We start from the raw sequence: 20360 nt of genomic DNA on the forward strand, positions 1-20360 counted from the left end.
CACTCGATCGACTGAGGCGAACCAGTGTGACATTGGGGAGGTCACGGCGTGGAGGCGGTGGCTAGTGCTCGTACACCCGCATCATGCCGGGGCTCCAGAAGCCCGACCGCTTGACGTCGGTGGCGTCGATCGTCGCGGCGGTGGCGTTCGGGAAGTGCGGGTTGTACCGCTCGAGCGCGCCCCAGTCCCGAGCCCAGTCGTGGTTGAGGTAGGTCGGCACCGTCGAGGCCTCGGCGAGCATCTCGGTCCAGCCGAGCGGGCCGCCGTTCTCCTCCGATTGCCAGGTGTCGGTGGAGCTCACCGCGAGTGGACGGTCCGGCAGGATGCGGAAGCTGGGCACCTCGGCGACGCCGTACTGGTGGTCGAACGGGCGCTGGCACGGGAACTGCAGCCCGACCGCCCAGTCCAGCAGTACCGGCTGGGTGGACCCGATGTAGTCGTTGAGCGTCTGCAGCTGCGGCACCCGCGGCGGGGTGAACGCCAGCCACTGGTCCCCGGTCAGGTTCGGGTCGTTCGCGACGATCCGAACCACGTCGGTGCTCGCGGGCAGCTCGTCGAGCGGGATCCGCAGGTTCCGCCAGGACGGCGCGGGGCCGATGTCCTTGGGGAGGTAGGTGCCCTGCGAGGTGATCGACCCGTCGGCCTCGCGGTGCCCGTACTCGAGCAGCAGGGACTGGCCGTAGGTGAACTTGCCGTCCTTGTCCTCCGACCAGATGCGGCCGGCCGCCGAGACGACCACCAGCGGGGAACTGTCGCTGCGGGCGGGCAGCTGGTACCAGCTCGAGGTGACCTGAGCGGGCTCCTGCACACCGTTCTGGTAGCTGCCGAGGACCGGGGTGGTCGCGGGGTTCAGGCCGAACGGGAGCTTGACCGTGCTGCCGTTGACGCCGAGCGCACCGGTGCCGCCCTCGGTGCCCGCGCCGCCGCCGGTGACGAACGTGGCGCCCACCGACTGGTTGCTGGTGTTGGCCTGGCCAGGCTTGACCTCGGTGTAGTCCGCGGACAGGTCCGACGGCACCCCGTTCGGGCTGAACCCGATCGGGTTGCTGCCGGCCAGCGGGTCGGACACCCCACGATCGGGGATCGGCTGCAGGCGACCGGCGTTCGGATCCGACTCGGTCAGCACGTCGTCGGCGAGCCCGCAGGCGGACCCGGTGACGGCGTCGATGTTCGAGCGGGCCAGCGAGTAGGCCGGGTACTGCGAGACCGCACCCTTGGCCATCGAGAGGATCTCGAACAGGACCATCGCCGCGGCGACGGCGGTCAGCGGGATCGGGGCGAATCTCTTGATCCGCCTTCCCCGCTCGCTGGTCGCCTTGACCTCGTTGCCGACGTAGTCCTCACGGAAGTACTGCCACGCGACCAGCGCGATCGCCAGCACGAACAGCGCCAGCATCGCGGTGCTGACCTCCCGGCCGCCGAGGGACACGGTCTTGTCGAACCACGGGATGCCGTAGCTGGACACGTACCACCAGCCGTTGATGCCGGCGAACGAGAAGGCAAGCACGAGTAGCAGTCCCGCGGCGAACATGGTCCGGTTGCGGCGCGACCGCAGCGCGGCGGCCGAGACCGCGACCGTGGTCAGCGCGGCCAGGGAGCCGGCGATGCCCGCGTACGCGCCGAAGTGGTGCGTCCACTTGGTGGGGTTGAACATCATGAAGAAGACGGTGCCGAACACGACGCCGAGCAGACGCCAGGACGGTCCGACCGCGGCACCCGGAATCTTCTTGCGGCGCAACAGCACGAACAGCGCGGTGAACAGGCACAGGATCATGATCAGGAACGCGAACCGGCGGGCGAGCGAGCCGTCCACGGTCTGCACGAACAGGTAGTAGTACCGGAGGAACTCCTCGTACCAGTGCATGTTCGGGCCGATCAGTGTGCGCACCCGGGTGGCCTCGCGGACCCCGGCGAACGTCTGGTCCGCGAACACCGCGACCAGCACCACGGTGCTGGCGGCGAGGAGCGGCGCGACCAGCGGGAGGGTGCCGACCTCCCGGTGCCGCTTGACGATCAGCCGGACCATCGGGCGGGCCCCGGCGAGCAGCGCGGCGACGCACATCAGTCCGGTGGGCGCGGCGCCGAGCGAGAACGCGGCGATCAGCACGGCCACCGCGGCGGGCAGCAGGCGTCCGGTCGCGATGGAGCGTTCGACCGAGCACCAGGTCAGCAGCGCGCCGAGCGCCACGATCGGTTCGGGGCGCAGGCCGTTGTTGTAGGGCAGCCAGAACGCGAGGAACACCAGGCCACCGGTCCACACCGCGGCCTGGTTGAGGCGGACGGCGCGGCCGAGGCGGGGGATCACCTCGCGGCTGATTACCAGCCAGCACAGGATGCCTGCGATCAGCGCGGGCAGTCGCATCCACGGGCTGGCGGTGGAGATCTTCGCCATCGCGGCGAGGACGTCGTAGTACCAGCCGAACGGGGCCTCGGGGACGCCGAACCACCGGAAGTAGTTGGCCATGTAGCCGGAGTGCTCGGACACCCGGGCCATGGTGAGCAGGTAGCCGTCGTCGGAGGTGTTGGCGCCGATGAAGTGCCAGACCGCCAGGACGCCGACGACGAACCCGTCGACGAGCGTGAACTTCCACCAGTGCGAGGGGAAGAAGCGTCGATGCTTCCGCCCGTCGGTGCCGTCGAGTCGGGCGAGGGCGACCAGCGCGGCGATGGTCAGGATGCACGCGAGAACCATCGCGGCGAGCTTGACGAATGTCGGCGAGGACGAGAACCGGGAGTCGATGTTGGCGGTCAGCGTCAGGTCGGACGGCGCCTGCCCCTGCAGGTTGGTGAACACGCCGACCATCTGCGGACGCAGGTCACCGGTCAGGGCGCCGGTGACCGGGTGCCCGTCGACCGTCAGGCCCTCGAAGGTGGCCACGGTGCGGTTGATGTCGGAGCTGATCGTGATCGCCGAGCAACCGCCGGACGCGACCGCGGCCCGCGGCGCCGATGCGACGACCACGTTGCGGTCGAGCACGTCGACGGTGGACTCGGTGACGCGGACGAACATCGCGTTGAGCGGTGCCCCGGTGCCCTGCGGCGGGGCGGTGCCGAGCAGCAGCCCGCCGCTGGGCGGCAGGTCGCGGACCAGCCGACACGGCACGCTGGCCTGCAGGTCGATCGGGACCTGGGCGACGAGGGGTGCGTCGACGCTGCCGATGACACCGGCCTGCGGCCAGTTCAGCGCGGCGGAGGTCTGGTTGACCGGCAGGAACGGGGTCGCGACGGCGAGGACGAACCCGAGCAGTCCGGTGACGATCGCGATCAGCCGGGCGGTCCGGTACTTCGCGCGCATGTCTACCTGTTCGGGAGCTGCGGGGGCCTGGGGAGGAGCTGTCACGACGTCGGGCACGGTTCACGATGGTATGCGAGCAACCTGAGCGACTCACAACGCATGGAGATTGTCCGAAAATTGCGTTGACGTGTTCGGCAGCCCGGTGTCGGTCACCGCGCGGCGATCGGTCCCGGCCTCCACAGGCCCGACCGGGTGACGGTCGCGGTGTCGACCGTCGCGGTCGTCGCCGACGGATCGAGCGGGGCGTACTTCTCGAGCGAACCCCAGTCCCGCGCCCAGTCCTTGTTCAGGTAGCTGGGCATCGTCCGCGACGTCAGCAGCAGGTCGATCCAGCCGAGCGGTCCGCCGCCGATCTTGTCCTGCCAGCCGTTGGTGGAGTCGGCGCCGACACGATCGGGCAGGATCCGGTACTCGGGGACTTCGGCGACGCCGTACTGGTGGTCGAACGGGCGCTGGCACGGGAACGACAGCCCGACCGACCAGTCGAGCAGGACCGGCGCGGTCGACCCGACCACCTCGTTGAGCGTCTGCAGCTGCGGCACCCGCGGCGGGGTGATCGCCAGCCACTGCTTCGGCGTGAGGTCGTGGTCGTCGGCGACGAGCCGGACGGCGTCCGCGTCGGCCGGGATCTGCGACATCGGCACCCGCAGGTTCCGCCAGGACGGTGACGGGCCGATGTCGATCGGCGCGATGCTGCCCTCGGCCTCGACGCCGCCGTCCGCGGTCCGCTTGCCGTACTCGACGACCAGGTCCTGGCCGTAGGTGACGACGCCGTCCTTGTCGACGTACCGGATGCGACCGGCGGCGGTGACCACGAGGATCGGTGCCGTGTCGCTGCGTGCCGGCAGGGCGTACCAGCCGGTGGTGACCTTCGCGGGCTCCTGAGCGCCGCCCTGGTAGCTGCCGAGGATCGGCGTGGTGGCCGGGTTCAGCCCGAACGGCAGGGCCACCGAGCTGCCGTTGACGCCGGTGGACCCGGTGCCGCCGCCGGTGCCCGCGCCGGTCCCGGTGCTGGTGGTGGTCGACTTCGAGTCGACGGTGTTGGCGCCGCCCGCGGCCTTGTTCTCCGCATCCGCGGTGAGGTCGAGCGGCACGCCGTTGGGGGTGAACCCGGTGTTGGCGGCCGCGCCGCCGAACGGGTCCGTGCCCGGCACGAGCGGCGCGAGGGTGCCGGCGTTGGCGTCGGGTTCGATCAGCACGTCGTCGGCGAGTGCGCAGGTGTCGCCGGTGAGGGTGTCGAAGTTGGACCTCGCCACCGAGTAGGCCGGGTACTGCGAGACGGCCGCCTTCGCCAGCGAGAGGACCTCGACCAGCACGATGAACGCGGCGGCCAGGGTCAGCGGGGACGCGAGCAGCGCCCGCCAACCGCGGGCCGGGTGCGGCTGCTCGGGTGCACGATAGGGCTCGCGCAGGTGTTGCCACCCGGCGAGCAGCAGGGCGAGGACGCTCAACGCGAGCAGTCCGGTCGCGAAGGTGTATCCGTGGATGGACGGCGACTTGTCCCACCAGGGAACGCCGTAGCTTGACACGTACCACCAGCCGTTGGAACCGGTGAATGCCAGCGCCAACAGGAACAGCACCCCGGCCGCGAACAGCGTGCGGTTTCGTCGCGAGCGCAGGGTCGCGGCGGCGATCCCGACCGCGGTGACCGCGGCGATGGATCCGGCGAGACCGGCGTACACGCCGAAGTGGTGGGTCCACTTGGTCGGCGTGGTCATCATCAGCAGCAGCGAGGCGAAGACGATCCCGAGGATGCGTCGCGACGGCCCGGCCGCGGCGCCCGGGATCTTGCCTCGACCGCGCAGCAGCAGCATCGCGCACACGATCAGGCACAGGAACATGGCGAAGACGCCGAACCGCCGAGCCAGCGAGCCGTCGGGGGAGACGTTGAGCAGCGCCTCGTAGCGGTGGTACTCGCCGAACCACGACACGTTAGGGCCGATCGCGGTGCGGACCTTCGTCGCCTCCAGGACGGTGCCGAAGGTCTGGTCGGCGAAGATCGCGACGAGGACGATCAGGCCCGCTGCCAGGATCGGAGCGACCAGGGGCAGCCAGCCGACCACACGGGCACGTGTCACCACGATCTTCACCAGCGGACGCAGGCCGACGATCAGCGCGGCCACGGCGATCACGCCGGTCGGTCCGGCGGCGAGGGAGAACGCCGCGATCAGCACGCCGACCGCCGCGGGCAGCAGGCGTCCGGTCGCGATCGCGCGTTCGATCGAACACCAGGTCAGCAGCGCGCCGAGCGCGATGATCGGTTCGGGGCGCAGGCCGTTGTTGTAGGGCAGCCAGAACGACAGGAACACCAGGCCCGCGGTCCACAGCGCGATTCGGTTGTGCCGCACCGCCCGTCCGAGACGGGGGATCACCTCGCGGCTGATCACCATCCAGCACAGGATCCCCGCGATCAGCGCCGGCAGTCGCATCCAGGTGCTGGCGGTCGACACCTTCGCCATTGCGGCGAGCACGTCGTAGTACCAGCCGAACGGCGCCTCGGAGACGCCGAACCACCGGTAGTAGTTGGCCATGTAGCCGGAGTGTTCCGAGACCCGGGCCATGGTCAACAGGTAGCCGTCGTCGGAGGTGTTGGCGCCGATGAAATGCCAGAGCACCAGGATGCCCACGACGACCCCGTCGACACCGGTGAACCTCCACCAGTGCGACGGGAAGAACCGGCGGGCGCGACGGCCGTCGACGTCGTCGAGGCGGTGCAGGGCGACCAGCGCCAGCAGGGTTGCGAGCACGCCGACGATCATCGCCAGCAGCTTGAACACGGTGGGGCTCGACGAGAACCGGGAATCGATCTCGGCCTGTACCTGCAGACCCGCGGGCGCCGCACCCTGCAGGTCGCTGAAGATCCCGACCATCTGCGGTCGCTGGTCACCGAGGAGGTCGGCGGTGACGGGGGTGGTGCCGTCGGGCATGCCCGCGAAGGTCGCGGTCGTGTGGTTCGCGTCCGAGTGGACGACGATCGCCGTGCAGCCGCCCGCGGTGAGCTCGGCGAGCGGGGCGGAGATCAGCTGCGAGTTCCGCAACACCACCGAGACGGTCCGGTCGGCATCGGACCCGACCTTGACGGTGAGGCCGGCGAGCTCGGAGTCGGGCGCCTGCTTCGGCGCCGTGGAGACGAGGGTGTCGCCGCCCGGAGGCAGGGACGCGGCCGTCGCGCAGGGAATGTGGATGTCGAGGGCGAGCGGCTCGTAGCTGACCAGCGGGGCATCCACGCTGGTGAGGGAGCCGTTCTGCGGCCAGGACACGCTCGCGGTCTGCTGTGCGACCGGCAGTAGCGGGGTGAGAACGGCGAGGACGGTACCGAGCAGGCCCGCGACGATCGCGATCAGTCGCGCGGTCCGGAGCCGCGATCGGTTCGCGGGGTCGATTCCTGGCTTCGACGTTCCGGGATCGGACACTGCGGGGGACTGAGACTCGGCGGGCACAAGATCCGATCTTATGGGTCGCTCGTCGGGTCCCCGGTCGGGCGGCTGGGCGAGTCCGGGGCCCGTGCGAGGGTGTGGACCCCGGACTCGCTTCGCGTCAGGAGTTGAAGTGGAAGCCGCCCGTGCCTCCACCGGTGCCGCCACCGGTCGCTCCGCCGCCGGCGGCGCCACCGGAGCCGGTGCCGAAGTTGCCGCCGAGCATCGCGGAGATCAGGGCCGAGAAGATCGTGGAGAAGGACATAAGCACTCCTGCATGTCATGCGATCGTGACCGGCACCGGTTGGTGCCTGGGCCATTGGACCGGGCGGCGGGCGCGGGGCGGAACGGATCGGGCGCAGGTTAGGGACCGATTAGGGGTGGGTCGGGCATCCCCCGACCCCCTAGCGGTCCCCCGGTCGCAGCCCCCAGTTCCGTGGGTGCGGGGGTCAGCGACCCGCGGCGACCAGCGCGCGCACGTCCCACACCCACACGTCGTCGGCGCGGTGGCCCGCGTCGCCGAGCAGGCTCTGCACCGTCTGCCGCAGCACGCGTTCGTTCGACCCGCGGGGCAGTACGAGCACGTCGGCGCGCCAGAACTTCAGGTCGATCACGGCCTGGGCGCGCATCGCGTCGGTGACCTCGGGCGCGATGCCGGTCTTCTGGGTCTGCGCGAGCACGCTCGCGGTGGGCCGGTCGTCGGGGCCGTACTTGGCCTTCTTGTCCGGTCCGACGGGACCGACGAAGTAGCCGCCGGCGAGGGGGAATCCGAAGTCGGCGTCGATCTGCCAGGTGAGCGCGCGGGCGTCCTCGGGCCGGGGCAGCGGGACGGTGACGACGGAACCGGCCGTGACGTAGTCACGCCAGATCCCGTCGGTGAAGAACGCGGGCGCGGACGGACGGGGGGCGGCCTCGAGGGGGGCCGGTGCGAGCGGGAGCAGGGCCAGCAGCAGGCCGAGGCACCAGGGGATCAGCGCGGCACGCTCGCGCAACGCGCGGTCGGTGGCCAGGGCCAGCAGTAGCGCGATCGCGGGCACCGCGCCCATCGCGAAACGGGTCTCGAGCACCGACTCGAGCAGCGGCAGGTTCGCGATCCACTTCCAGGGCAGTTCGATGCCGGTGTCGCTGCGGCCGATCATCAGCCGGGAGCCGAGCGAGAGCACGATCATGACGGCGGTTGTGACGGACGCGGCCCGCGCGACGGGCGAGCGTCGCAACCAGACCGACGCCGCCGCGACCAGCGCGAGCAGCGGCCAGCCGAAGTAGGCGTTCTGTTCGGTGGGGTTGATCGCGACGTCCTGGCCGGGATTGGTGTGCCCGCCGAGGGACTGCGTCGGGAACTGCAGCACCGCCTTGAGGTCGTTGCCCATCAGGCCGTGATCGATCGCGTGGTAGCTCTGCGGACCGAAGAACTGCCACCACAGCGGGGCCGCGGTGAGCACCAGCGCGATGGCGGCGGCCAACAGCAGCGGGCGCAGCGCGTGTCGGGCGGCGGGCGCCGCGAGCCGAGGCCGGAATGCGAAGTAGCACGCCGTGAACACGGCGAAGGTCAGCGCGGTGATGAGCAGTGGTTCCTCGCCGAGCGCGATCTGCGCGGCGACCAGCAGGCCGAGCAGGACCGCGGTGCGCGGACCCGCGCCGTGGCCCAGCCGGATGACGCAGCCGAGGATAAGCGGGAGCAGCGCCAGGACGACGAAGTTGGGGTGTCCGTTGGCGTGCGAGATCATCGCCGGGGCGTACCCGCAGAACAGGCCGCCGATCGCGGCCGCCGCGCGGGACTGCACCGCGTAGCGGGCGAGCAACCAGTACCAGGCGAAGGCGGTGCCTGCGAGACCGGCCGTCAGGACCAGGGTCCACGTGACCGTCGGGCCGAACACCAGGGTGATCGGGGCGAGCGGAATGCTGACCCCGAACATGGCCGTGTTGGCCATGAGGTTGACGCCCTGCGGATAGTTCTGCAGGACGGTGCCCAGTGGGTTGTCCAGGTGGGTGATCGAGCGGGCGGCGACGGCGAAGAACCACTCCCACATCCGCTGGTCCTGACCGCTGTCGACCAGGTAGCCGGAGGCGGGTGAACGCCACTGCCGGGAGAGGACGAAGACGGCCAGCGCGGTGAAACCGACGGCCGCGGCGACGTCCGGTCGCGTCCAGCGGGGGAGCAGACGCCTCGTTGTGGAGTCGGTCGCGACGGCGCCGGGGGACAGACGGGACGTCGGGTCCGTGGTGCGACCTGGAGATACAGTCATGCACCCTTCCCGTCCGTCGGCGTCCGACGAGATGTCGGCCGCGGTGCTAGTCGACTACGGTACTCATCCACCCTGGACGGTGGCTGGATACTGGCCGTCCACCGGGACGGAACGCGCACGTCGGGACGGCTGACCGCCCGCCGCGCCTCGTCGAGAACGACCTGATTTGTCCTCGAGGTGGCGGCCGGGTGGGCCGAAGGCCCGGCCGCGACGGCGAGCACCGCGAGTTCACGCGCCGACCAGCCCCGCGACCGCGGCCTCGGGATCACGAGGCCGCTATGTGATGGGCCGGTGGGTCCGCGAGTGCGTGTGCGACGTGGTCCAGCGAGAGCCCGAGCACTCGCGCGAGCGCCGCGACGGTGAAGAACGCCGGCGTCGCGATCCGACCGGTTTCGATCTTGCGCAACGTCTCCGCCGAGATTCCGGCGCTGGTCGCGACGTCGACCATGCTCGCCGACCCGCGCGCGGCACGGAGAAGTTCACCCAGCCGTTGGCCTCGTTCGAGTTCCTCCGCCGTGAGCGGCACGCGCACCATGTGCCTATAGTAATACCGGTATAGTTATTCGAGTCGAGGAACGGTGAACCAATGGTCGAGATCAAGACCGACGGAGAAGTGCGGGCGATGCGCGCCGCCGGAGCAGTCGTTGCGGCAGCTCTCGACGCCGCCCGCTCGGTCGCGGCGATCGGGGTGAGCCTGCGTGAGCTCGACGAGGCCGCGGCCTCGGTGATCCGGTCCGCGGGTGCGACCCCCGCGTTCCTCGGCTACCACCCGAACTGGGCGCCGAGCCCGTTTTCGGGCGTGGTGTGTTCAAGCATCAATGATGCTGTGGTACACGGAATTCCGACCGAATACCGGCTCGGGGACGGCGACCTCGTCAGCCTCGACTGCGGCGCCTTCCTGGACGGTTGGTGCGGCGACGCCGCGGTCAGCTTCGTCGTCGGCGACGCAGACCCGGAGGATCTCCGGTTGATCGCCGACACCGAGGCCGCGCTGGCGCGGGGCATCGAGGCCGCCACGGTGGGCAACAGGATCGGCGACATCGCGGATGCCATCGGCACTTTCGCGCGATCGCGGGGCTGGGGCCTGCTGGCCGACCACGGCGGCCACGGGATCGGCCGCGCCATGCACGAGGACCCCGACGTGCCGAACGAGGGCCGGCCCAACCGGGGATTGAAGCTTCGCCCCGGCCTGGTCCTCGCGATCGAGCCGATGCTCATCCGAGGCGGCACCGACGACTACCGGCACGACCCGGACGGCTGGACCCTGCGCACATTGGACGGCTCCCGGGCCGCGCACAGCGAGCACACCGTCGCGATCACGGAGAAGGGGCCCGAGATCCTGACAGCCGCGTGAAACCACGGACGCCACTGCGGATTGCGCGATATGTGCACACGTTTCGACGAAATGTGCCCAGGTGTCGACACGTATGGCGCTTGTCATGCGAATTCTCGTACACGAGCAGGCTTTTCGTAGTAGCGCCGGATCGGCGCCGCGTGTCTGCCGGTGTCTTCGACTCAGCGTGGGACCATGAAGCATGGCTGGGGTTTTTGGCGACAGGAGTCGGGTACAGAGCGCAGCACGTGGCGGGCGAGGGCGAATGCCACGATGTGTGGTGGTGCGATGAGTTCTACGGAGAAACAGCGCAGGACGGTAGCCCCGGACCCGAAGCCTGACCCGAAGCCGACGACGTCGCCGGTTCCCGCCGGCGCGGCGGCGTCACGCGAGCGTTGCCCGGGCGTCGTTCTCGCCGGTGGACGATATCGGCTCCTCGCGTCCTGCGGCGGCGTCGACGGCCTGGAGTTCTGGCACGCCACGGACCTGGTCGTCGACCGCGAAGTCGCCCTCACCATCGCCGATCCGAGCGCCGACCCCGGTGGGTTCGCGGAGATGTTCGCGCGAACGATCTGGTTGTGCCGGATCAGGTCGGACGCGGTCGCGCGCATTCTCGACATGACGGACGTGGATTCGCTGTCCGTCGTGGTCGCCGAGTGGATTCCGAGCGTGTCCCTGCGCGAGGCCGTTGCCGGTGAGACCTCCCCGTCGGGCGCGGCCAGGGCAACCGGTCCCTTGGCCGAGGCGGTCGCCGAGGCCCACGAGCTCGGCACCGTGCTGTCTCTCGACGGCGCGAGTCGGGTGCGGGTGAGCATCGACGGTGTCGCATATCTCGCGTTCCCCGGTACCCGAGCGAACGCGCGCCCCGCGGTGGATCTGCACGGACTCGGTCGCGTGCTCTACGCCCTGACGTCGGGATCCCTCGACACCGAGCCGCTCCCGGAGGACACACCACCGGAGTTGTCTGCGGCGATGGTCGAACTGCTCACCCCGGGCACGACGACGACCGCCGCATCGACCGCGGAGGCCCTCGCCGGCGTCACCGAGAGGGCGCGCGCAGCAGTGGAAGCCGCGGCCGCGGCCGTCACACCACCCGAAGGTGCCGCCATGTCGCCACGCCGGCTGGCGATCCTGTCTGCGGCCGCCGTGACGACCGTGCTGGTGCTGGGTGCGATCGGATGGTTGATCGGCACCGCTGCCGTCACGCCTCCGGGCCCGGAGGCTCCCGGACTGGCGGCGCCCCTGTCCGCCGTGACCGCGGTTGTCGAACCCGCACCGCCACCGGCAGTTCCGGTCATTCCGGTCGGCGCGTCGGTTTTCTCGCCCCAGCAGTTCCCCGACAATTCCGCCGATGCGGGCCTGGCGATCGATGCGACCTTCGGCACGGTGTGGTCCACCGACACCTACCGACGGCAGTTCCCGGCATTCAAGAACGGCGTCGGCTTGGTCGTCACGCTGCCACCCGACACGGTGACGCGCGCGGTGTGGATCGTCTCGTCCACTCCCGGTGCGCGAGTGGAGATCCGCACGCCCCCGCCACCGGGGGGACGGCTGGAGGACACGACGGTCCTCGGCGACGGGGAGCTGGGTCCGCGGGACACCACCATCGTCCTGCGGGACGCGCGGCCCCTGTCCGGCATGCTCGTGTGGATCTCGGGACTGACCGGGGTCGAGGGGTCCTACCGCGCCGACCTCGCCGAGATCGGGTTCACCAGTTGACCTCTCCGTGCCTCGACGTTCCGGTTTCCGCGTGGCCGAGTCCGGACCCCGATGGTGTCGTTCACTCGGTCACGGATTCGGTACACACGGTGAATCGTCTTTCGGGATGGGTGAATCCGCCCTCTGAGCACTGCTCGATGTCGGTGGTGTCCTCGATGATCTGCACGGCGCGTTCCACCGCCGTCGCGCTCGGGTCGCCGCATTCGACGCGGAGCGGTTCGTCGTCGCCGGCCGGGACGCTCATGCATCCGCCCACGATCCAGTCGATGTCCAGGCACAACGCCCCCTGTTCCCGGGAGCCGAGCGTTTCGTAGTAGACCTGATCTGCATCCGACGGGCAGTTCGAGTTCGCCTTGGCCTTCGCGACGACCTTGTAGTTCGACTCCGCGCTGCCGCAGGCGGCCTTGCTGATCTCCGCCGCCGCCGTGGTTCCTCCCAGCGTCACGCAGTCCCCGATCTCGGCGCGAAAATCGGTGGAACCACCGCCGTCGCCGGCCTGCTGGCCAGCGATGGTCGTGGTCGCGGCGACTGGTGACCCCGTGACGGTCGTCGGCTTCGGGGAGCAGGCCGTCACCCCCAGCGCGAGGGTCGTCAATCCCGCCGCCAGGACCGCCCCACGGACCCACGAACCACGTTTCACCACAGTATTCATCCCCTCGACCACTGCCCTGTCGGCGCGTTGCGCCGGTGCTGCTCCTCAGCAACGTTCCGCATTTTGTCGCATTTGTCGTCGAAGCCGAAACCCGTCGGCGGGCGTCCGCCGCGAAACCAGGTGGGTGGACGGCGCCTCGGGTGGTACCCATCGAAACTGATTCCTCGCGACCGATGAGTTTCGGGTGTGCCGAGGGTCTGTACTCGAGAGACCGATCACGGAAGGGTGAGGTGCATGACAGAGAGCGCAGTACGTGGAGAGTTCGCCCCGCTGGCAGAGCCGTACCGGCGGGAGTTGCTGGCCCACTGTTACCGGATGTCGGGCTCGGTGCACGACGCCGAGGACCTGGTCCAGGAGGTGTACCTCAAGGCGTGGCGGGCGTACGACCGCTTCGAGGGACGCTCGTCGCTGCGCACCTGGCTGTACCGGATCGCGACGACCACCTGCCTCACCGCGCTCGAGAGCAAGGGCAAGCGCCCGTTGCCCACCGGACTCGGCGCGCCCAGCTCCGACCCCGCCGACGACCTCGTCGAGCAGCGGGAGGTGCCTTGGCTCGAGCCGATTCCGGACACCATGGTCGGTACCGGAGCCAGCGATCCCGCGGTGGTCGCGACCTCGCGAGAGAGCATTCGGCTGGCGCTGATCGCGGCGTTGCAGTTCCTGCCGCCCAAGCAGCGCGCGGTGCTCATCCTGCGCGAGGTGCTGGCCTGGCCGGCGGCGGAGGTCGCCGAACTGCTCGGCACCAGCACCGCGGCCGTCAACAGTGCGCTGCAGCGAGCGCGTGCGCAGATCGACCAGGCCTCCCCGACGGAGGAGGCCGTCGTGGAACCGGTCCGGCCGGATCAGCGTGAGCTCCTCGACCGGTACATGGCGGCCTTCGAGACGTACGACATGGCGGCGCTGAAGGAGCTGTTCACCGAGGACGCGGTCTGGGAGATGCCGCCGTTCGTCGGCTGGTACCAGGGCCCCGACGCGATCCGCACCCTGATCGAGAACAACTGCCCGGCACAGGGGCCCGGCGATATGAAGCTTGTTCCGACCGTGTCCAACGGTCAGCCGGCCTTCGCGATGTACATGCGCGACCCGGCCGGCGTGTACCGGGCGTTCCAGGTGCAGGTGGTCTCGCTCGGTCCGTCCGGGATCGGCCACGTGACGGTGTTCTTCGACGACTCGCTGTTCGCGAAGTTCGGCCTTCCCGAGATCTGGGTCCCTCCGGTCCGGACGCTCGAGTCATGACCGGCAGCGCGATCGCGTGGCCGGTCGCCGATCCGGTAGCACTGCTCGAGCGGGCGATCGGTTACACACTCGGCAGCCTGCAACTGGTGACGCCGCAGGACATGTCGGCGCCGACGCCGTGCCGCGAGTGGGATCTGCGGGCGCTGCTGGCGCACATGAACGACGCCCTCGCGACCCTGCAGGAGGCCGTCGACGACCGCGCCGTGACGCTCGTTCCCGACCCGAGCGCGCTCGACGAATCGCCCGATCCCGTTGCCGTCCTTCGGGATCGGGCCTGCCACCTGCTCGGCTCGTGGACAGGGTCCGGCGACGCAGCTCCCATTCGGATCGGCGAGGTGCCGGTGCTGGCCGACGTCGTTCCCGCCGCAGGCGCGCTGGAGGTCGCGGTGCACGGCTGGGACGTGTCCGCTGCGTGCGGGCGGCCCCGTCCGATCCCGCCCGCACTGGCGGACGAACTGCTGACCTGTGCAGCGCTGTTCGTCACCGAGGCGGACCGGCCCGCTCGCTTCGCCCGACCGCTCGAGGTGGCGCGAGACGCGGGGCCGGGGGAGCGGTTGCTGACGTTCCTGGGGCGGCATCCCGGCGACGGGTGAGTGCTCCGCAGGGAGTCACCGAGACAGGAAACCGGCCAGGCCCGCCGCCAAGGCTCCCAGCACGACCGCACCCGCACCCGCCGACACCGGGCGACTGTTCGAGGTCGTTCTTCCCGCGCGCAGCCGGCGCGCCCGAAGGTGACCGATCCCCGCCAACCCCAGCATCATGCTCGCCGCCAGCAACCCGGGGATGGTCGCCGCGGTCGAACCTCGCTGCACGACCTGGTTGACCAAGAGCACAGCAGTCACCATCGCGGACAGCGCGGTTCGACGCCAGGCGAGCGACGTCCGTTCGACCTGCAGCCCGGGGTCTCGTGTCGCTTGTGCCGGCGTCACGAGAGGATCAGCGCGGCGATGGTGAGCAGGGCGATGGTGCCCGCACCCACAGCCAGGACCGGAACCAGCACGGAGCTCGGCAGCGGTTCGTCCCGCCGCATCGCGCGCTGCACGGCACGCCACTGGAAGTACGCGCCGCACGCGAGGACGACCGAAAGGCTCACGCACGCAAGTACAACGGCCGATCGCGTGCCCGCCGTCGGGAACGGCGCCATCAACTGGTGAACGGCGACCGCCCCCGCAAGAAGGCAGAGCGCGGTGCGAATCCACGCCAGGAACGTCCGCTCGTTGGCGAGCGTGAAACGATAGTCCGGCTCGCTCTCGGCCACGACGTCCTTCACCCGTTTCATGGCGAGAGGTCCTCTCCCGTTCACCCGCCCGTGCTCAGCGTCGCCGGACGTCATATCCGCTCGATGATTGCCCCGCTCGCCATCGCGCCACCCGCGCACACGGCGACGAGCGCCCGCTCGCCGTCGCGACGCTCGAGCTCGTCGATCGCTGCCGCGATGAGTCGCACTCCGGAGGATCCGACCGGGTGTCCCAGCGCGATCGCTCCACCGTTGACGTTGAGTCGGTCCTCGTCGACGCCATGGACCCGCGCCATCGACATCGGCACCGCCGCGAACGCCTCGTTGACCTCGAACAGGTCGATGTCCTTCACCGACATCCGTGACCGCTCGAGCAGGAGCTCCACCGCCTGGACCGGCCCGTCCAGAAGGAAGTGGGTCTCGGCACCGATCAAGCACTGCTTGACGATTCGCGCCCGCGGACGAAGGCCGAGTCCTCGCGCCACGGTCTCGTCCATCAGCACCGCGGCGGCGGCACCGTCCGAGATCTGGGACGAGGTGCCCGCGGTGTGCAGACCGTCGTCGAGCACGGGCTTCAGGCGTGCGAGGGCTTCCATCGAGGTCTCGCGCAACCCCTGGTCGCGCGCGATGACGCCGGCTGAGCCTCCGTCGGCCTCGGGTGCCTTGACCGGGATGATCTGCCGGTCGAACCGACCCTCCTCCCACGCGAGCGCGGCCCGCTGCTGCGACCGGAGACCGAATGCATCCAGCTCCTGCCGGGTGAAGCCGCGGCGCCGCGCAATACGATCGGCGCCGAGGAACTGGGCAGGAACGTCGACTGTCCATCCCTGCGGTCGGGGATGTCCGACATCCCCGGAGATGTTGGACAACAACGGAACCCGCGACATCGCCTCGACGCCGCACGCCAGGCCCGCCTCGATGACGCCGGCCGCGATCTGGGCCGCGATCAGGTTCACCGACTGCTGCCCGGAGCCGCATTGCGCGTCGATCGTCGTCACGCCGGTGCGCTCGGGCAGGCCCGCGTGCAGCCAGGCATTGCGGCTGACGTTCGATGCCTGTTCGCCCGCCTGCGTCACACATCCGCCGATGACCTGCTCGATGATGTTCGGGTCCAGCTGGAGGCGTTCGAGCAACCCCGACTGGACGGCCGCCAGCAGTTCAGCCGCGTGCAGTCCGGACAGCCAGCCGCCCCGCCGACCGTTCGGTGATCGGGCAGCATCCACGATAACCGGATTACCCACAGTTTCTCCTCGCGCGTTGGCGACGCCCAGTTCTGTGGACGCCGTGTGTCGTGTTCGCCCGTCCGGTGATCGGTGGACGATGTCCGCCTCGTCGGCGGTGGACCAGTCTCGGTGTCACTTTCCGGGCTCGGGGTCTCGGGGGAGACCCAGGAGCCGCTCGCCGATGATGTTCAGCTGCACATTGGTGGTGCCGCCGGCAATCGAGAGATTCTGCGAGCTCAGGAACATCCGCGTCGCGGACCGGCCCTGGTCGCCGAGCAGGGCGCGGGGGCCTGCCCAGTCCATCGCGACCTCCCACACCTGCTGGATGTGCTCGACGCCCAGCAGTTTCGCGATCGAGGATTCGGCGCCGGGCTGTCCGCCGGCAAGGGAGCGCAGGGTGGTGCGCAGCCCGAGCAGGCCACCGGACTGCGCGTCGCACAACACCTTCCCCACCACGGTCAGCTGCTCGTGGTCCAGGCAGCTCGGGAGCTCGGCTGCCAGGTCCAGCAGCGCCTCACCACCGGAACCGAGCGAGGAGTCGTTCGACAGTGAGACCCGTTCGTTGGCGAGGGTGGTGCGGGCCAGCTTCCAACCATCACCCGGCGCCCCGACCAGGCATTCGTCGGGAACGAACACGTCGTCGAAGAACACCTCGTTGAACAGGGCCTCGCCGGTGATCTCGCGCAACGGCCGAATGTCGAGGCCGCTGTTCTCGATGTCGACGAGGAAGTACGACAGGCCCTTGTGCTTGGGGACGTCGGCGTCGGTGCGGGCCAGGCAGATGCCCCAGTCCGCGGTGCGGGCCATCGACGTCCACACCTTCTGACCGTTGAGCTTCCACCCGCCGTCGACCTTGGTCGCCTTGGTGGACAGGCCCGCCAGGTCAGAGCCGGCGCCGGGCTCGGAGAACAACTGACACCACACGATCTCGCCCCGCAGCGACGGCGGCACGAACCGCTGCAACTGCTCGTCGTTGCCGTGCGCGATCAGGGTCGGGATCACCCAGTTGCCGATGATCATGTCGTGCGGGGTCAGCTCTGCTGCCCGTAGTTCCTGCGCGATGACCAGTTGGGTAACCGCGTCGGCGCCCTTCCCCCACGGGGTGGGCAGGTGCGGCGCGGTGTAACCGCGCTCGGCCAGGTACGTCTTGCGCTCGGCGCCCTCCAGGTCGAGGGCGGATGTCAGTTCGGTGCGGACCTCGGCGCGGATCTGCTCGGCTTCGGCTGGCAGCTCGATGCTCAGCACCCGGCGCACCCCGTCCAGGGTCAGGGTTGCGACGCGACGTTTCCAGGATGCGGTGGAGCCGAGCAGGATCCGCAGGGACTGTGCCCGCCGCAGGTAGAGGTGGGCGTCGTGTTCCCAGGTGTAGCCGATGCCACCGAGGATCTGGATGCAATCTTTGGTGACCTGGAACGCGGCCTCGGGCGCCACCGCGGCGGCGACCGCGGCGGCCAGGGACGCCTGTCGGTCCCCGGTGTCGTCGCCGAGGGCACGGGCGGCATCCCAGGCCGTGACCCGGGCCTGCTCGGTCTGGGCGAGCATGCGGGCGGCCTTGTGCTTGACACCCTGGAACTGGCCGATCACTCTGCCGAACTGCTGCCGCACCCGCGCGTAGTCCGCGGCCGTGGCAGTGGCCCAGTCGGCGAGACCGGACGCTTCGGCCGCGAACAGCGTCGCGGCGATGTCGAGGACCCGCCGCGAATCCAGTGCGAGCACCTCGCCATCGGCGAGGGCGAGGCCGTCCACGGTGATCTCGGCATTGCGGCGCACCACATCGTGGCTCGGCAGCTCGGTCACCTCCAGGCGGTCGCGGTCGACGAGAACGAACGCGAGGTCGCCGGTGTTGTCGGTGGCGGCGAGCAGGAACCGATCGCCGACCTGGCCGCCGAGAACGTGGCTGGACGTGCCGGACAGGGTGACCGCGCCGCCGGCGCGCACCAGCTTCAGCCCGCCCGGCTGAAGGGACACCGCGCCGAACACGGAACCGTCGGCCAGACCGGCGAGTTCGGTGGTGCGGCCGGCCTCGTGCAGGACCGCCGAGACGATCACCGTCGGCAGGAACGGTCCCGGTACCATCGCCCGGCCGAGTTCCTCTGCGACGATAGCGGTTTCGAGCAGACCGTACCCGGCGCCGCCGACCTCCTCGGGCAGGTGCAGGCCGAGCAGGCCGAGCTCGGCGAGCGAACCCCAGAAGGCGGGGCGGGTCTCGCTCTTGGCCTCGACGGCCTCACGGATCACGGTCGGGGTGGCGTGCCGGGCCGCCCATCCGCGCACGGAATCGCGGAGTTCGCGGTCTTCGTCACTCATTCCAATGGTCATGAACATTCCTCAGAAATAGGGGGAATCGATGTCGGATGCGCTCCGAGTGGTCAACCAGCAGCTTCGAGAGTTGCCTTCGCCCAGCGGTAGTCCGCCTTTCCGCTCGGCGAGCGGACGATTTCGGGGACCACCACCACGGTGCGCGGCACCTTGTAGCCGGCGATGTGTGCGCGGCAGTGCGCGATGAGATCGTCGCGGCCGGGTGCGTCGACGCCGTCGCGGGCCTGGATCACGGCCGCGACCCGCTGGCCGTAGGTCGGATCGGGGACCCCGGCGACGACCGCATCGAGCACGTCGGGATGAGCCTTGATCGCCTCCTCGACCTCCTCGGCGTACACCTTCTCGCCACCGGTGTTGATGCACGAGGAGCCCCGGCCGAGGACCACGATCGAGCCGTCCTCCTCGACGCGGGCGAGGTCACCGAGCACGGACAGGCGGACACCGTCGACCACGGGAAACGTCGCAGTGCTCTTCTCCGGATCGCCGAAGTACCCGATCGGGACGTGCCCGACGCGTGCGAGGTAACCGATCTCGTCCGAGCCGGGAATGATCGTCGCGAAGTCGGCGTCGACGACGCGTACCTTCGGCGACGGCGACATCCGCAGCAGTCCGTCCTCGCTCGCCTCGAGCTCGCCGTCGTTTCCGGACTCGGATGACCCGAAGCCGTTGCGCAATACCACATTCGGAAGAAGCTCCTGCAGTTGCTCGCGCACGCTGGCCGACCAGAGCGCTCCGCCTGAGCCGATGGCCCACAGCGAGCTGAGGTCGAAGCGGTCACGGTTCTCGGCAATGGCGTCGGCGAGCGGCCTGGCGATCGCGTCGCCGACGAGCTGAACGCAGCGGAGCTTGTGCTTCTCGATGAGCCTGAGCGCCTCGACGGGCTCGAACTTGGGCATGAGCACATGCTTGGAGCCCATGAACATGCAGGTGAACAGCGAGTAGGACGCCGCGCCGTGCATGAGCGGCGCGGTGAGCAGGTAGGACAGCGGGTCCGCGTTGGCGGCCGCGGCGGCCGCCAGTTCGGCACCGGACAGGATCGGCGCCCCCATGAGATTGCCCCCGCTCAGAGCGGCGAAGTAGAAGTCCTCGTGACGCCACATGACGCCCTTGGGCATGCCGGTGGTGCCGCCGGTGTAGATGATGTATCGGTCGTCGCTGCTGCGCTCGGGGAAGTCTCGGCCGGGTGACTGTTCGGCGACGGCCGTGTGGAAGTCGGCCACCGAAATACCCGCCGCCGCAGCGGCGGCCGAGAGGTCGGGTCCGGCAGGCTCGCCGATGAGCACGATGTGTCGCAGCGTGGGGCACTTGGGCAGCACCTCGGCGATGACGTCGCTGAACTCGCCGTCCGCGACCACAGCGGCCAGTTGTGCGTTGTTGTAGAGGTACGTCAGCTCGGCATCGATGTAGCGGTAGTTGACGTTGACCGGGACCGCGCGCACCTTCAGGCACCCGAGCAGCGACTCGACGTACTCGATGCTGTTGCGGGCGTGGAGTCCGACGTGTTCGCCGGGCTGGATTCCCTGAGCGGCAAGGTGGTGTGCGATCCGGTTCGCGCCGGCATCGAACTCGCTGAACGTGCGAGTGTCATCGCCGCACACGAGCGCGATCTTGTCTGGAACCCCATCGACGAGCGCTTCGGTGAGATCCGCGAGGTTGAGTGACATGGCAGTTCCTTCAAGAGTAT

The 20360-nt window shown here is 69.7% G+C and carries 15 protein-coding genes; 4 read left to right on the plus strand and 11 right to left on the minus strand.

All coding sequences use genetic code 11. The annotated features are described in order from the left end of the window. Positions 1-61: 61 nt before the first annotated feature. The 5 genes from ACFVH2_RS01715 to ACFVH2_RS01735 form a co-directional block, all read right to left on the minus strand. On the minus strand, positions 62-3352 hold the full coding sequence (locus tag ACFVH2_RS01715) for an arabinosyltransferase domain-containing protein (protein WP_378420932.1): 3291 nt from the start codon (positions 3350-3352) through the stop codon (positions 62-64). A 92-nt stretch (positions 3353-3444) separates the two neighbouring features. After that, positions 3445-6708 (minus strand): arabinosyltransferase domain-containing protein, encoded by a 3264-nt coding sequence (locus ACFVH2_RS01720; protein ID WP_378421387.1) that lies wholly within the window; start codon positions 6706-6708, stop codon positions 3445-3447. Positions 6709-6832: 124 nt separating this feature from the next. Continuing rightward, entirely contained in the window at positions 6833-6976 is a 144-nt protein-coding gene (locus ACFVH2_RS01725) for a hypothetical protein (RefSeq protein WP_378420934.1), read from the minus strand. Positions 6977-7160: 184 nt separating this feature from the next. Next, positions 7161-8957 carry a glycosyl transferase gene (locus tag ACFVH2_RS01730; RefSeq protein ID WP_378420936.1) on the minus strand — a complete coding sequence of 599 codons (1797 nt, stop codon included), beginning with the start codon at positions 8955-8957 and terminating at the stop codon, positions 7161-7163. 265 nt (positions 8958-9222) lie between these two features. After that, complete coding sequence (locus tag ACFVH2_RS01735) at positions 9223-9492, minus strand: helix-turn-helix domain-containing protein (protein WP_378420938.1); 270 nt, start codon at positions 9490-9492, stop codon at positions 9223-9225. Positions 9493-9543: 51 nt separating this feature from the next. Here ACFVH2_RS01735 and map point away from each other — a divergent pair, with 51 nt between their 5' ends. Together map and ACFVH2_RS01745 are read left to right on the plus strand one after the other, a co-directional pair. After that, the gene (map, locus tag ACFVH2_RS01740; RefSeq protein ID WP_378420940.1) at positions 9544-10311 is read left to right on the plus strand and encodes a type I methionyl aminopeptidase; all 768 of its coding nucleotides are present in this window, start codon (positions 9544-9546) and stop codon (positions 10309-10311) included. Between the two features lie 267 nt (positions 10312-10578). After that, a complete protein-coding gene (locus tag ACFVH2_RS01745; RefSeq protein WP_378420942.1) occupies positions 10579-12009 on the plus strand; it encodes a hypothetical protein in 1431 nt (476 codons plus the stop codon). Between the two features lie 61 nt (positions 12010-12070). Here the strand turns inward: ACFVH2_RS01745 and ACFVH2_RS01750 are convergent, their stop codons facing one another. Further along, positions 12071-12661 carry a hypothetical protein gene (locus ACFVH2_RS01750; RefSeq protein ID WP_378420944.1) on the minus strand — a complete coding sequence of 197 codons (591 nt, stop codon included), beginning with the start codon at positions 12659-12661 and terminating at the stop codon, positions 12071-12073. Between the two features lie 234 nt (positions 12662-12895). Between ACFVH2_RS01750 and ACFVH2_RS01755 the strand changes: the two genes are divergently transcribed. Together ACFVH2_RS01755 and ACFVH2_RS01760 are read left to right on the plus strand one after the other, a co-directional pair. Next, positions 12896-13897, plus strand: coding sequence for a sigma-70 family RNA polymerase sigma factor (locus ACFVH2_RS01755; protein WP_378420946.1), 1002 nt, complete (start codon positions 12896-12898; stop codon positions 13895-13897). Continuing rightward, the gene (locus ACFVH2_RS01760; protein ID WP_378420948.1) at positions 13894-14490 is read left to right on the plus strand and encodes a TIGR03086 family metal-binding protein; all 597 of its coding nucleotides are present in this window, start codon (positions 13894-13896) and stop codon (positions 14488-14490) included. Before ACFVH2_RS01755 ends, ACFVH2_RS01760 begins: the two co-directional genes overlap by 4 nt. A 15-nt stretch (positions 14491-14505) precedes the next feature. Here ACFVH2_RS01760 and ACFVH2_RS01765 read toward each other — a convergent pair whose 3' ends face one another. From ACFVH2_RS01765 to ACFVH2_RS01785, 5 genes are all read right to left on the minus strand, one after another. Then, on the minus strand, positions 14506-14826 hold the full coding sequence (locus ACFVH2_RS01765) for a DUF202 domain-containing protein (protein WP_378420950.1): 321 nt from the start codon (positions 14824-14826) through the stop codon (positions 14506-14508). Next, the gene (locus ACFVH2_RS01770) at positions 14823-15176 is read right to left on the minus strand and encodes a YidH family protein (RefSeq protein ID WP_378420952.1); all 354 of its coding nucleotides are present in this window, start codon (positions 15174-15176) and stop codon (positions 14823-14825) included. The genes ACFVH2_RS01765 and ACFVH2_RS01770 overlap by 4 nt, the downstream gene beginning before the upstream one ends. A gap of 50 nt (positions 15177-15226) precedes the next feature. Continuing rightward, positions 15227-16375 carry a steroid 3-ketoacyl-CoA thiolase gene (locus ACFVH2_RS01775; protein WP_378420954.1) on the minus strand — a complete coding sequence of 383 codons (1149 nt, stop codon included), beginning with the start codon at positions 16373-16375 and terminating at the stop codon, positions 15227-15229. A 114-nt stretch (positions 16376-16489) separates the two neighbouring features. Beyond that, positions 16490-18676 carry an acyl-CoA dehydrogenase gene (locus ACFVH2_RS01780; protein ID WP_378420957.1) on the minus strand — a complete coding sequence of 729 codons (2187 nt, stop codon included), beginning with the start codon at positions 18674-18676 and terminating at the stop codon, positions 16490-16492. Positions 18677-18726: 50 nt separating this feature from the next. Next, complete coding sequence (locus tag ACFVH2_RS01785) at positions 18727-20340, minus strand: acyl-CoA synthetase (protein ID WP_378420959.1); 1614 nt, start codon at positions 20338-20340, stop codon at positions 18727-18729. Positions 20341-20360: the final 20 nt, after the last annotated feature.

Source organism: Rhodococcus sp. NPDC127527, assembly GCF_042672245.1.
In the GTDB taxonomy this organism is placed as follows: Bacteria; Actinomycetota; Actinomycetes; order Mycobacteriales; family Mycobacteriaceae; genus Rhodococcus_G.